Origin of the sequence: Roseinatronobacter ekhonensis, assembly GCF_900499075.1 — a bacterium.
Lineage (GTDB): Bacteria > Pseudomonadota > Alphaproteobacteria > Rhodobacterales > Rhodobacteraceae > Roseinatronobacter > Roseinatronobacter ekhonensis.
Genome location: NZ_UIHC01000037.1, coordinates 1 through 13,971, shown reverse-complemented (window position 1 = coordinate 13,971; position 13,971 = coordinate 1). Strand labels below are relative to the sequence as shown.

General features: G+C 59.3%; 8 protein-coding genes. All 8 read left to right on the top strand.

The features are described 5' to 3' along the window. Positions 1-205 precede the first annotated feature (205 nt). Entirely contained in the window at positions 206-4,342 is a 4,137-nt protein-coding gene (rpoB, locus tag ROE7235_RS14230; protein WP_121096173.1) for a DNA-directed RNA polymerase subunit beta, read from the top strand. A gap of 96 nt (positions 4,343-4,438) precedes the next feature. Continuing rightward, on the top strand, positions 4,439-8,668 hold the full coding sequence (rpoC, locus tag ROE7235_RS14225; protein WP_121096172.1) for a DNA-directed RNA polymerase subunit beta': 4,230 nt from the start codon (positions 4,439-4,441) through the stop codon (positions 8,666-8,668). 106 nt (positions 8,669-8,774) lie between these two features. Continuing rightward, complete coding sequence (locus tag ROE7235_RS14220; protein ID WP_183073520.1) at positions 8,775-9,590, top strand: glycosyltransferase; 816 nt, start codon at positions 8,775-8,777, stop codon at positions 9,588-9,590. Beyond that, entirely contained in the window at positions 9,587-10,501 is a 915-nt protein-coding gene (locus tag ROE7235_RS14215) for a DMT family transporter (RefSeq protein ID WP_121096170.1), read from the top strand. The genes ROE7235_RS14220 and ROE7235_RS14215 overlap by 4 nt, the downstream gene beginning before the upstream one ends. A 248-nt stretch (positions 10,502-10,749) precedes the next feature. After that, on the top strand, positions 10,750-11,121 hold the full coding sequence (rpsL, locus tag ROE7235_RS14210; RefSeq protein WP_026759053.1) for a 30S ribosomal protein S12: 372 nt from the start codon (positions 10,750-10,752) through the stop codon (positions 11,119-11,121). Positions 11,122-11,133: 12 nt separating this feature from the next. After that, a complete protein-coding gene (rpsG, locus tag ROE7235_RS14205; protein ID WP_121096169.1) occupies positions 11,134-11,604 on the top strand; it encodes a 30S ribosomal protein S7 in 471 nt (156 codons plus the stop codon). Positions 11,605-11,639: 35 nt separating this feature from the next. Further along, positions 11,640-13,757, top strand: coding sequence for an elongation factor G (fusA, locus tag ROE7235_RS14200; RefSeq protein WP_121096168.1), 2,118 nt, complete (start codon positions 11,640-11,642; stop codon positions 13,755-13,757). A gap of 89 nt (positions 13,758-13,846) precedes the next feature. Beyond that, positions 13,847-13,971 (top strand): GTP-binding protein (locus ROE7235_RS14195; protein WP_245963857.1); only part of this gene is annotated, 125 nt, incomplete at its 3' end.

Sequence of the window (13,971 nt, the reverse complement as noted above, 5' to 3'; positions counted from 1 at the left end):
ATCTGGCCCCAGTTTATCGCTGTTTCTGGACAGCCCTTTGGTAAGGCTTATCTACCCAAAGGGTTGTCCAGGGGAAGTGATCGGCTCGGGAGCGGACCTGTGGGAGGGTTCGCAGGAATAGAGCCTCTGACCCATTTCGCAAGCGGCCGGCGGCTGAGGCCCGACAGCCCGCCCGCCCGCGAAGATATAGAAGGTGACCACGCATATGGCGCAAACCCATATTGGCCAGAAACGCATCCGCAAGATGTTCGGCAAAATCCGCGAAGTTCTGGAAATGCCGAATCTGATCGAGATTCAGAAATCGTCTTATGACCTGTTCCTGCGCTCGGGGGATTCCGACACCCCGCTGGATGGCGAAGGTATCATGGGCGTGTTCCAGTCGGTTTTCCCGATCAAGGATTTCAACGAAACCGCCACGCTGGAATTCGTGAAATACGAGCTGGAAAAGCCGAAATACGACACCGAAGAGTGCATGCAGCGCGACATGACCTATGCCGCGCCACTGAAGGTGACGCTGCGTCTGATCGTGTTCGATATTTCCGAGGAAACCGGCGCGAAATCGGTCAAGGACATCAAGGAACAAGACGTGTTCATGGGTGACATGCCGCTCATGACGGGCAACGGTACGTTCATCGTGAACGGCACCGAGCGGGTGGTCGTCAGCCAGATGCACCGCTCGCCCGGTGTGTTCTTCGACCATGACCAAGGCAAGACGCACAGCTCGGGCAAGCTGCTGTTCACCTGCCGGATCATTCCCTATCGCGGGTCGTGGCTGGATTTCGAATTTGACGCCAAGGATCTGGTGTTCGCGCGCATCGACCGTCGCCGCAAACTGCATGTAACCAGTCTTCTTTACGCGCTGGGCATGGATCAGAACGCGATCATGGATGCCTATTACAACAAAGTCGGCTTCCGTCTGGAGAAGAACAAGGGCTGGGTCACCAAGTTCTTCCCCGAGCGTGTGCGCGGCACCCGTCCGGCAATGGACTTGGTCGACGCCGCCACCGGCGAAGTGATCTGCAAGGCTGGCGACAAGATGACGCCGCGCATGGTCAAGAAACTGATCGACGCGGGCGAGGTGAGTGAGTTGCTGGTGCCCTTCGACAATATCGTCGGGCGCTACGTGGCGCATGACATCATCAACGAGGAAACCGGCGCGATCTATGTCGAGGCCGGGGACGAGTTGACATGGGAACTGGACAAGGATGGTGAGGTCAAGGGCGGCACGCTCAAGACACTGCTGGACAATGACATCACCGAGATCGACGTGCTCGACATCGACGGTGTTACGGTCGGTCCCTACATTCGCAACACGATGGCCGCCGACAAGAACTGGAACCGCGAGACTGCGCTGCATGACATCTACCGCGTTATGCGTCCGGGCGAGCCACCGACCTATGACACTGCGTCTGCCCTGTTCGACCAGTTGTTCTTTGATTCCGAGCGCTACGACCTGTCAGCCGTAGGCCGCGTGAAGATGAACATGCGTCTGCAACTGGACGCACCCGACACGCTGCGCACCCTGCGTCCCGAAGACATAGTTGCCTGCGTCGGCGGCTTGGTCGAGCTGCGTGACGGCAAGGGCGAGGTGGACGATATCGACCACCTTGGCAACCGCCGCGTCCGCTCTGTGGGCGAGCTAATGGAGAACCAGTATCGCGTCGGTCTGCTGCGCATGGAGCGTGCGATCCGCGAGCGCATGTCCTCTGTCGAGATTGACACGGTCATGCCGCAAGACCTGATCAACGCCAAACCGGCTGCCGCTGCTGTGCGCGAATTCTTTGGCTCGTCGCAGCTGTCGCAGTTCATGGACCAGACCAACCCGCTCTCTGAGGTGACGCACAAGCGCCGCCTGTCCGCGCTTGGGCCGGGTGGCCTGACGCGTGAGCGTGCGGGCTTCGAGGTGCGCGACGTGCACCCGACCCACTATGGCCGGATGTGCCCGATTGAAACGCCGGAAGGTCAGAATATCGGTCTGATCAACTCGCTCGCCACCTTCGCGCGGGTCAACAAATACGGCTTCATCGAAACCCCGTATCGCAAGGTTGTCGATGGCAAGGTGACGGATGATGTCGTCTACCTTTCGGCCACCGAAGAACAGCGCCACACCGTGGCGCAGGCAAATGCGGTTCTGGACGAAGACGGCCGGTTTGTGAATGAAATGGTCTCGACCCGTGTCGGTGGCGATTTCATGCTCAACCCAATCGAGAATGTCGACCTGATCGACGTGTCGCCCAAGCAGCTTGTCTCGGTCGCGGCATCGCTCATCCCGTTCCTGGAAAACGATGACGCCAACCGCGCGCTGATGGGTTCGAACATGATGCGTCAGGCCGTGCCGCTGCTGCAGGCCGATGCGCCGCTGGTCGGCACCGGCATGGAAGCGACCGTGGCCCGCGATTCGGGGGCCGCGATCATGACCCGCCGCGCTGGCATCATCGACCAGGTTGATGCGCAGCGTATCGTTGTGCGCGCGACAGAGATGCTGGAACCGGGCGAACCGGGCGTGGACATTTACCGTCTGCGGAAGTTCAAGCGCTCGAACGCGTCGTCCTGCATCAACCAGCGTCCGCTTGTGACGGTGGGCGAGCAGGTGTCGCGCGGTCAGGTGGTTGCCGATGGTCCTTGCACGGACTTGGGCGAACTGGCTGTTGGCCGCAACGTCGTCGTCGCCTTCATGCCCTGGAACGGGTATAACTACGAGGACTCGATCCTGATCTCCGAACGCATCCTGAAGGATGACGTGTTCACTTCGATCCATATTGACGAATACGAAGTGGCTGCCCGCGACACCAAGCTGGGGCCGGAAGAGATCACGCGCGACATTCCGAATGTCGGCGAGGAAGCGCTGCGCAACCTTGACGAAGCGGGCATTGTCTATGTCGGGGCCGAAGTGCAGGCAGGTGATATTCTGGTGGGTAAGGTTACGCCCAAAGGCGAAAGCCCGATGACGCCGGAAGAAAAGCTGCTGCGCGCGATCTTTGGCGAAAAGGCATCTGACGTCCGCGACACGTCGTTGCGTTTGCCGCCGGGGGCGTATGGCACGATCGTCGAAGTGCGTGTGTTCAACCGTCATGGCGTGGAAAAAGACGAGCGTGCGCTGCAGATTGAACGCGAAGAAATCGAACGCCTGTCGCGCGACCGCGATGACGAGCTGGAAATTCTTGAGCGCAACATCTACGGCCGTCTGCAACAGCTCATCTTGGGCAAAACCGCTGTCAAAGGCCCCAAAGGCGTAAAGGCCAATTCCGAGATCACGGAAGATCTGCTGTCCAGCCTGAGCCGTGGCCAGTGGTGGCAACTTGCGCTTGCCGATGAGGCAGAGGCACAAGAGGTTGAGGCGCTCAACGCGCTTTATGACCAGCAGAAACGCCAGCTTCAGGCCCGGTTTGACGACAAGGTCGAAAAAGTCCGCCGTGGCGACGATCTGCCGCCGGGCGTGATGAAGATGGTCAAGGTCTTTGTCGCCGTGAAGCGCAAATTGCAAGCGGGCGACAAGATGGCTGGCCGTCACGGCAACAAGGGCGTCATCTCCAAGGTCGTGCCGGTCGAGGACATGCCCTTCCTGGCAGATGGCACCACGGTCGATATGGTGCTGAACCCGCTTGGCGTGCCCTCGCGCATGAATGTTGGCCAGATTCTGGAAACCCATATGGGCTGGGCTTTGCGCGGCATGGGTGTTCAGATTGACGAAGCGTTGCAGGAATACCGCCGCTCTGGCGATATGACCCCTGTACGCGACGCAATGCGCATCAGCTACGGCGACGATCTGTATGCCGAAGTGTTCGAAGGCATGGATGACGCGTCCTTCGCGGAATCCGCAGCCACCGTCACTAAGGGCGTGCCCATCGGCACCCCCGTGTTCGACGGCGCGAAAGAGGCCGATGTCAATGACGCGCTGACCCGCGCGGGCTTTGACACCTCGGGTCAATCGGCGGTGTTTGACGGACGCACGGGCGATAAATTCGCGCGCAACGTCACTGTGGGCGTGAAATACATGCTCAAGCTGCACCACTTGGTCGATGACAAGCTGCACGCACGCTCGACAGGGCCATACAGCCTTGTCACGCAGCAGCCATTGGGCGGTAAAGCGCAGTTTGGTGGCCAGCGTCTGGGTGAGATGGAGGTCTGGGCGCTGGAAGCTTACGGTGCCGCCTACACCTTGCAAGAGATGCTGACGGTCAAGTCGGACGACGTTGCAGGCCGGACAAAGGTCTATGAATCGATCGTCAAGGGCGAGGACAATTTCGAGGCAGGTGTGCCGGAATCCTTCAACGTGCTGGTGAAGGAAGTCCGCGGCCTTGGCCTGAACATGGAACTCCTGGATTCGGAGGAGGATGGTTAAGCGGCACGTGCCGGACCCTTTCAAAGGGTCCGGTCCGTTTTCTTTGCAAGAAAACGGTGACGCACTTCCTCACCGCCAGTCTTTTAGGAATATGAAATGAACCAGGAACTGACCACCAACCCGTTCAACCCGCTGGCCCAGACCAAGACCTTTGACCAGATCAAAGTGTCGCTGGCCTCTCCGGAGCGCATCCTCTCTTGGTCCTATGGCGAGATCAAGAAACCTGAAACCATCAACTACCGCACGTTCAAGCCCGAACGTGACGGCCTGTTCTGTGCGCGTATCTTTGGCCCGATCAAGGACTACGAGTGCCTGTGCGGTAAATATAAGCGCATGAAATATCGCGGTGTTGTCTGCGAAAAATGCGGTGTGGAAGTGACCTTGCAAAAGGTCCGCCGCGAGCGGATGGGCCATATCGAATTGGCCAGCCCGGTCGCGCATATCTGGTTTCTGAAGTCGCTGCCCTCGCGCATCGGCCTGATGCTGGACATGACACTGCGCGATCTGGAGCGCATCCTGTATTTTGAAAACTACGTCGTGATCGAACCGGGTCTGACCGACCTGACCTATGGCCAGTTGATGAACGAGGAAGAATTCCTCGACGGGCAGGATCAATACGGTGCCGATGCCTTCACCGCGAATATCGGGGCAGAGGCGATCCGCGAAATGCTCGCCGCCATCGACCTTGATGACGAAGCCACCCGTCTGCGCGAAGAGCTGAAGGAAGCCAAGGGCGAGCTGAAGCCCAAGAAGATCATTAAGCGGCTGAAAGTGGTCGAGCATTTCATCGAATCCGGCAACCGCCCGGAATGGATGATCATGACCGTTCTGCCGGTGATCCCACCGGAGCTGCGCCCGCTGGTGCCGCTGGATGGTGGTCGTTTCGCCACTTCGGACCTGAACGACCTGTATCGCCGCGTCATCAACCGCAACAACCGTTTGAAGCGTCTGATTGAACTGCGTGCGCCCGATATCATTGTGCGCAACGAAAAGCGCATGTTGCAGGAATCTGTCGATGCGCTGTTCGACAACGGCCGCCGTGGTCGCGTTATCACCGGGAACAATAAGCGCCCGCTGAAATCCATGTCCGACATGCTGAAAGGCAAACAGGGCCGTTTCCGCCAGAACCTTCTTGGCAAGCGGGTGGACTTCTCGGGTCGTTCGGTGATCGTGACCGGTCCGGAACTGAAATTGCATCAATGCGGTCTGCCCAAGAAGATGGCGTTGGAGTTGTTCAAGCCGTTCATCTATTCGCGTCTGGAAGCGAAGGGGCTATCAAGCACGGTCAAACAGGCCAAGAAGCTGGTCGAGAAAGAGCGCCCCGAAGTCTGGGATATTCTGGACGAGGTCATCCGCGAGCATCCGGTTCTGCTGAACCGCGCGCCCACTTTGCACCGTCTGGGCATTCAGGCGTTCGAACCCATCCTGATCGAGGGCAAGGCTATCCAGCTTCACCCGCTGGTCTGTTCGGCGTTCAACGCCGACTTTGACGGCGACCAGATGGCCGTGCACGTCCCGCTGAGCCTTGAGGCCCAGTTGGAAGCGCGCGTCTTGATGATGTCGACCAACAACGTTCTGTCGCCCGCTAACGGCGCGCCCATCATCGTGCCGTCGCAGGATATGGTGTTGGGGCTGTATTATGTCACCATGATGCGCGAAGGCATGACCGGAGAGGGCATGATCTTCTCGTCGATCGACGAGGTTGAGCACGCGCTGGCCAATGGCGATGTGCATCTGCACGCCAAGATCCAGTGTCGCATCACCCAGATTGACGAAGATGGCAACGAGGTGACGCAGCGTGTCGAAACCACGCCGGGCCGCCTGCGGCTGGGCGCTTTGCTGCCGTTGAACGCGAAAGCGCCCTTCGAATTGGTCAACCGCCTGTTGCGCAAGAAAGATGTGCAGACGGTCATCGACACTGTGTACCGTTATTGCGGCCAGAAAGAGTCGGTCATCTTCTGCGACCAGATCATGACGCTGGGCTTCCGCGAAGCCTTCCGCGCCGGGATTTCGTTCGGCAAGGATGACATGCTGATCCCCGATGCAAAATGGGAGCAGGTGGGCGAGACCCGCGACCAGGTCAAGGAATTCGAGCAGCAGTATCTGGACGGCCTGATCACGCAGGGCGAGAAATATAACAAGGTGGTCGACGCTTGGTCGAAATGTTCGGACACCGTGGCAAACGCCATGATGGGCGAAATTTCCGCCGTGCGCCGTGACGAGGAAGGCCGCGAGTTGGAGCCGAACTCTGTCTACATGATGTCGCATTCCGGCGCGCGTGGTTCGCCTGCTCAGATGAAGCAGTTGGGCGGGATGCGCGGCCTGATGGCCAAGCCGTCGGGCGAGATCATCGAAACGCCGATCATCTCGAACTTCAAGGAAGGTCTGACCGTTCTTGAATACTTCAACTCGACCCACGGTGCCCGTAAAGGTCTGGCCGATACCGCGCTGAAAACCGCGAACTCGGGCTACCTGACGCGTCGTCTCGTGGATGTGGCGCAGGATTGCATCGTTCGCTTGGACGATTGTGGCACCGATTTGTTCATCACTGCGCAAGCTGCGGTGAATGACGGTGAAATCATCGCGTCGCTGGCGGAGCGCATTCTGGGCCGTGTTCCGGCAGAGGATGTGATCGACCCGGCATCTGGTGAAGTGCTGGTCGCGCGGAATGCTCTGATTGACGAGCGCGACGCCGACGCGATCGAGGCAGCAGGCATCGCGACCGTGAAAATCCGGTCGCCGCTGACCTGCGAGGCCGAGGAAGGCGTCTGCGCTAAGTGCTACGGGCGCGATCTGGCACGCGGCACGATGGTCAACCAGGGTGAGGCTGTCGGTATCATTGCGGCACAGTCCATTGGCGAGCCGGGCACGCAGCTTACCATGCGGACCTTCCACATTGGTGGTATCGCTCAAGGTGGCAGCCAGTCGTTCCAAGAGGCGAATGCGGCCGGCAAGATCGAATTGCGCAACGCCAACTCGCTGGAGAATGCGGCGGGCGAACAGATCGTGATGGGCCGCTCGGTGCAGATCGTCATCATCGACGCCAATGGGGTCGAACGTGCGACGTTCAAGCCGGGCTACGGTTCCAAGCTGTTCGTCAAGGACGGCCAAGAGGTGGAGCGCGGCGAGAAGCTGTTCGAATGGGATCCCTATACCCTGCCGATCATTGCGGAAACGTCGGGCCGTGCGCGTTTTGTCGACCTGATTGCGGGCCTCTCGGTTCGCGAAGAGACCGACGACGCAACCGGCATGTCGCAGAAAATCGTCAGCGATTGGCGCTCGACCGCGAAGGGCGGTGACCTGAAACCCGAAATCATCCTGATGGATGCCGAGTCGGGCGAGCCTTTGCGCAACGATCAGGGCAACCCGATCACCTACCCAATGTCGGTGGATGCTGTTCTGTCGGTCGAGGACGGTCAAGACCTGCAAGCGGGCGACGTGGTTGCGCGTATCCCGCGCGAAGGTGCCAAGACCAAGGACATCACTGGCGGTCTGCCGCGGGTGGCGGAATTGTTCGAGGCCCGCAGGCCCAAGGACCACGCCATCATCTGCGAGATGGACGGCTATGTGCGCTTCGGGAAGGACTACAAGAACAAGCGCCGCATCTCTGTCGAGCCTGCGGATGACACCCGTGAGCCAGTCGAGTATCTGGTGCCGAAGGGCAAGCATATCCCCGTGCAAGAGGGTGATTTCATCCAGCGTGGCGATTACATCATGGATGGGAACCCCGCGCCGCATGACATCTTGCGGATTCTGGGCATCGAGGCATTGGCGAACTACCTGATCGACGAAGTTCAGGATGTGTATCGTCTGCAGGGCGTGAAGATCAACGATAAGCATATCGAAGTGATCGTGCGTCAGATGCTTCAGAAGTGGGAGATTCTGGATTCTGGCCAGACCACGCTTCTGAAAGGTGAAAACGTCGACAAGATCGAGTTCGAAGAGGCCAATGCCAAGGCTGTGGCGATGGGTCTGGAACCGGCCAAGGGGGAACCGATCTTGTTGGGGATCACCAAGGCCAGCTTGCAGACGCGTAGCTTCATCTCTGCGGCGTCCTTCCAGGAAACCACGCGCGTGCTGACCGAAGCCTCGGTTCAGGGCAAGCGTGACCACCTTGTGGGCCTGAAGGAAAACGTCATCGTGGGCCGCCTGATCCCTGCGGGCACGGGCGGTGTTGTGGCCAAGGTGCGCCAGGTGGCGGCTGATCGCGACAAGAAGGTGTTGGATGCGCGCCGTGCAGAGGCCGAAGCCGCCGCTGCGCTCGCCGCGCCCGAACCTGTCGAGCAGTCCGAAGCCGATATCGTCTTTGGCAAGCGCGACGACTAACGCGCAGACGACGCAGAACCAAAAAGCCCCCGCGCAGCCCTTGCGCGGGGGCTTTCTTTTTGCACGGGCTTGGGGCATGTCTGAGGCTGCAAGTCAGGGACGCACCATGCCAGCCAATATCCGACCTCAAGCCATTGTCGTGATCCGGTTTTCCTATCTTGGAGCGAATGGCTGGCGGTTGACCCATGGTGGCCTAGAGGCCAATCGCGCGATCTTGTATGACGAAGCCCGGCTGGAGCGTCGCTTTCGGCTGTTCGAAGCATTGACGGTTCCGTCGCTGCTGGCGCAGACCGACCCCGAGTTCACGACCGCCATTCTGATCGGGTCGGATTTCCCGCTGGCGTGGCGCAAACGCCTGACAGATCTGGTGAAGCCGCTGCGCGACGCGCGCATCATTGCCTTGCCACCTATGAAGAATTTTGCCGCGACCAAGAAGGCACTCACGCTGTGCACCAAGGCAGAAAGCCATATCATTTCCATCCGGCTGGATGACGATGACGCGATGAGCGTCGATTGCATTGCCGAACAAAAACGCCTTGGCCCGATGGTGCTAGAGATCTCGGGGGCAGAGACGCCAACGGTTATTGCCTTCAACAATGGCCTGTTTCTGAATATCGCAGAAGGCGAAAACAAGCTGTTCGGGGTGATCGAGAGTCTGCCCTTGGGCATTGGTATGGGGATGATCGCGCCGAAAGAAATGCGGCCGACGATTTTTTCGACCGATCACCGCCAGATCCACACGCGTTGGAATTGCTACACAGACTCCGTGACACCGCATTTTATTCGGTCGGTACATGGCGACAACGATTCCGGCGCGCGCGTGTATGGCGTTGAAAAGCAATACACCGATGTCGAGCTGGACAAGATCATGGCAACGCGGTTTCCGTTCACTCGGGCGGAGTTGATGGCCCTGCGCCCATGATGACAGACAACCGTCGTGCTGCCTTGTTCATGATGGCAGGGTCCAGCGCGTTTGCCGTCAATGACACGTTTCTGAAGCTGCTGGGCACAAGCCTTGGCATGTTCCAGATTATCACCCTGCGCGGTATTGCAGTGACGGTGATCTTTGCGGCGCTGTTGTGGTCGCAGCGCGCCACGATCGGCGTGCTCGGCCACCGTGACCGCTGGTTTCTGGCGCTGAGATCCGGCGCGGAAATGGGCGCGGCATTCTTCTTCTTCAACGCGCTGTTCGACATGCCCTTGGCCGCAATTACCGCCATTATCCAAGTCGTGCCCCTGACCGTAGCGGCGGCGGCCTACCTGTTCCTGAAAGAGCCGCTTGGCTGGCGGCGCCTGTCGGCCATTCTGTTCGGGATGTGCGGTGTCATGCTGATTGTGCGACCGGGGACAGAGACATTCTCAGCGGCCTCGGTAAGCGCGCTGCTCTGTGTGGCGATGGTCACGCTGCGTGACCTGACCACGCGGGTCATGGCAAAGACTGTGCCGTCCAGCATGGTGGCGCTGACCACAGCTATCGGGGTGACGCTGCTGGGCGCGGTCGGGTCGGCAACAGAGGTCTGGGTCATGCCGGATGCAAGCGGCTTTGCATGGCTGGGCGGAACGGTCGTGTTCACGGTTCTAGGGTATTACCTTGTGATTCTCGCCATGCGCAGCGGTGAGCTGACGTTTGTCGCACCGTTTCGCTATGCGGCGTTGCTGGCGGCGCTGGTGCTGGGCTGGATCGTGCTGGGCGAATGGCCTGCGCCGCTGACGTTTCTGGGCAGCGCAATCGTGGTCGTGACAGGGGTCTACACACTCTACCGAGAGGGACGCGCGAAGCGCCGCGCAAGCCTGCGAAACGCGGGTTTGCCGCACGCCTCCGGTGAGTGTTGACAACCCCTCCGACTCCACATATACGCCCCCCAATCCACCTTGCGCTGGCCCGTCCCGCGCGCTGGTGCGACTCAGATTAGTAGCGGTCAAGATCCGGGCTAAGTGCCCCGATCCTCTGGAATTCCACCGCGGCGCCCCCATGCATGGGGACGCAAGCGGTATTATGCGTTCTGCCTTTCGGGGATTGGGCGCAAGTGTGAGAGGCGCATCAAGCGTCATGAAAACGGGTTGAAACGGGAAGAACCGGAATGCCAACGATCCAACAGCTGATCCGCAAGCCGCGGCAGCCGAAAGTCAAGCGCTCCAAGTCGATGCATCTGGAGCAATGCCCCCAGAAGCGCGGCGTGTGCACGCGCGTTTACACCACCACGCCGAAAAAACCGAACTCGGCTATGCGTAAGGTTGCCAAGGTGCGCCTGACCAACGGGTATGAGGTTATCAGCTACATCCCCGGCGAAAAGCACAACTTGCAAGAGCACTCGGTCGTGCTGATCCGCGGCGGTCGCGTCAAAGACCTTCCCGGTGTGCGTTACCACATTCTGCGCGGCGTTCTGGACACGCAAGGCGTCAAGGACCGCAAGCAGCGCCGTTCGAAATATGGCGCGAAGCGTCCGAAGTAAGGAGAATTTCAGATGTCTCGTCGTCACGCCGCTGAAAAGCGCGAAATCCTGCCCGACGCCAAATTCGGCGATATGGTGCTGTCAAAATTCATGAACAACCTGATGATCGACGGCAAGAAATCCGCCGCCGAATCGATTGTTTACAACGCGATGGATCGCGTAGAGAGCAAGCTGAAGCGCGCGCCCATCGAAGTGTTCCACGAAGCGCTGGACAACATCAAGCCGTCCGTCGAAGTGCGCTCGCGCCGCGTCGGTGGCGCCACCTATCAGGTGCCCGTCGAAGTGCGTCCCATTCGCCGCGAAGCTCTGGCAATCCGCTGGTTGATCAAGGCCGCACGCACCCGCAACGAGAACACGATGGAAGAGCGTCTGGCCGCTGAACTGGTCGATGCCGTCAACTCGCGCGGTTCTGCCGTCAAGAAGCGGGAAGATACCCACAAGATGGCCGATGCCAACAAGGCATTCAGCCACTATCGTTGGTAATCCAAGTCATTTCTGCAAGCCTGAGGAACTAGATCATGGCACGCGAATACCCCCTAGAGCGCTACCGTAACTTCGGGATCATGGCGCATATCGATGCGGGCAAGACCACGACGACCGAGCGCATCCTGTTTTACACAGGCAAGTCGCACAAAATCGGTGAAGTCCATGATGGCGCGGCCACCATGGACTGGATGGAGCAGGAACAAGAGCGTGGCATCACGATCACCTCTGCTGCGACCACCACGTTCTGGGCAAACACCGTCGACGGTGAAAACCAGACCGGCGAGAAGCACCGCTTCAATATCATCGACACACCCGGCCACGTTGACTTCACCATCGAAGTCGAGCGTTCGCTGGCCGTGCTTGATGGCGCGATCTGCCTGCTCGACGGCAATGCCGGGGTAGAGCCGCAGACCGAAACCGTCTGGCGTCAGGCTGACCGCTACAAGGTGCCGCGGATTGTGTTCGTCAACAAGATGGACAAGATCGGTGCCGACTTTTTCAACTGTGTGAAGATGATCAAGGACCGCACCGGGGCAACCCCTCTGGCGATCCAGCTTCCCATCGGTGCAGAAGACCTGCTCGAAGGCATCATCGACCTCATCACCATGGAAGAGTGGACATGGCGCGGCGAAGACCTCGGCGCAACATGGACCCGTCAGCCCGTCCGTGACGAGCTGAAGGACATGGCCGAAGAGTGGCGCGCCACCATGATCGAGATCGCTGTCGAACAGGACGACGATGTCATGGAAGCGTATCTGGAAGGCAACGAGCCCGACGAAGCCACGCTGCGCCGTTTGATCCGCAAAGGTACGCTGGCGTTGGATTTTGTCCCGGTTTGCACGGGTTCTGCGTTCAAGAACAAGGGCGTGCAGCCCCTGCTGAACGCTGTGACCGACTATCTGCCAAGCCCTCTGGACGTGCCTCCCTACATGGGGTTCGACCCGAAGGACGAGACCGAGACGCGCAACATCCCGCGCTCGGCTGATGACGGCCAGCCTTTCGCCGGACTGGCGTTCAAGATCATGAACGACCCGTTTGTCGGCTCGCTGACCTTCTCGCGCATCTATTCGGGCGTCATCTCGAAAGGTGACAGCATCCTGAACGCGACCAAGGGCAAGAAAGAACGTGTCGGGCGCATGATGATGATGCACTCGAATTCGCGTGAGGAAATCGATTGGGCGGCCGCAGGCGACATCATCGCACTGGCGGGCCTGAAAGAGACCACCACGGGCGACACGCTCTGCGATCAGCAAAAGCCGGTTGTTCTGGAAACCATGACATTCCCAGATCCGGTGATCGAGATTGCCGTGGAACCCAAGACCAAGGCCGACCAGGAAAAGATGAGCCAGGGTCTGGCACGTCTGGCAGCCGAGGATCCGTCCTTCCGCGTCGAAACCGATCTGGAATCGGGTCAGACGATCATGAAGGGTATGGGCGAACTTCACCTCGATATTCTGGTCGACCGCCTGAAGCGTGAATTCAAGGTGGAAGCAAATATCGGTGCACCGCAGGTTGCGTATCGTGAAACGATCGGCACCAAGATCGAACACACCTATACCCACAAGAAGCAGTCCGGTGGGTCCGGCCAGTTTGCCGAGGTGAAGCTGGAAATCAGCCCAACCGAAGCGGGCGAAGGCTACTCGTTCGAATCGCGCATCGTTGGCGGCACGGTTCCGAAGGAATATGTGCCCGGTGTTGAAAAAGGGATCAAATCCGTCATGGACTCTGGTCCGCTTGCGGGTTTCCCCGTGATCGACTTCAAGGTCGCGCTGCTGGACGGCAAGTACCACGATGTCGACTCTTCGGTGCTGGCATTCGAAATCGCATCGCGGATGGCCATGCGCGAAGGTCTGAGAAAGGCCGGCGCGAAGCTGCTGGAACCGATGATGAAGGTCGAAGTCATCTCGCCCGAGGAATACACTGGGTCGGTGATCGGTGATCTGACTTCGCGTCGTGGTCAAGTGACCGGCCAGGAACAACGCGGCAATGCGATTGCGATCAACGCGTTCGTGCCGTTGGCTAACATGTTCGGCTATATCAACACCTTGCGTTCGATGTCGTCGGGCCGCGCCAACTTCACCATGCAGTTCGCGCATTACGAGCCGGTTCCGCAGAACGTCTCGGACGAGATCCAGAAGAAATACGCCTGATCGTCGCGGTGCGTGGGAAACCACGCACCCTACATTCCCCGTAGGGTGCGTGCCTGCACGCACCGCCCCCGCACAAAGGAGATGCCACCATGGCAAAAGCAAAGTTTGACCGCAGTAAACCGCACGTAAACATTGGCACGATTGGCCATGTTGACCACGGCAAGACGACGCTGACGGCGGCGATCACGAAGTATTTCGGCGATTTCCGGGCCTA

Bases quoted from the DNA above. Each gene is read 5' to 3' on its own strand.
- rpoB (WP_121096173.1), top strand. From the start codon at position 206: ATGGCGCAAACCCATATTGGCCAGAAACGCATCCGCAAGATGTTCGGC.
- rpoC (WP_121096172.1), top strand. From the start codon at position 4,439: ATGAACCAGGAACTGACCACCAACCCGTTCAACCCGCTGGCCCAGACC.
- ROE7235_RS14220 (WP_183073520.1), top strand. From the start codon at position 8,775: ATGCCAGCCAATATCCGACCTCAAGCCATTGTCGTGATCCGGTTTTCC.
- ROE7235_RS14215 (WP_121096170.1), top strand. From the start codon at position 9,587: ATGATGACAGACAACCGTCGTGCTGCCTTGTTCATGATGGCAGGGTCC.
- rpsL (WP_026759053.1), top strand. From the start codon at position 10,750: ATGCCAACGATCCAACAGCTGATCCGCAAGCCGCGGCAGCCGAAAGTC.
- rpsG (WP_121096169.1), top strand. From the start codon at position 11,134: ATGTCTCGTCGTCACGCCGCTGAAAAGCGCGAAATCCTGCCCGACGCC.
- fusA (WP_121096168.1), top strand. From the start codon at position 11,640: ATGGCACGCGAATACCCCCTAGAGCGCTACCGTAACTTCGGGATCATG.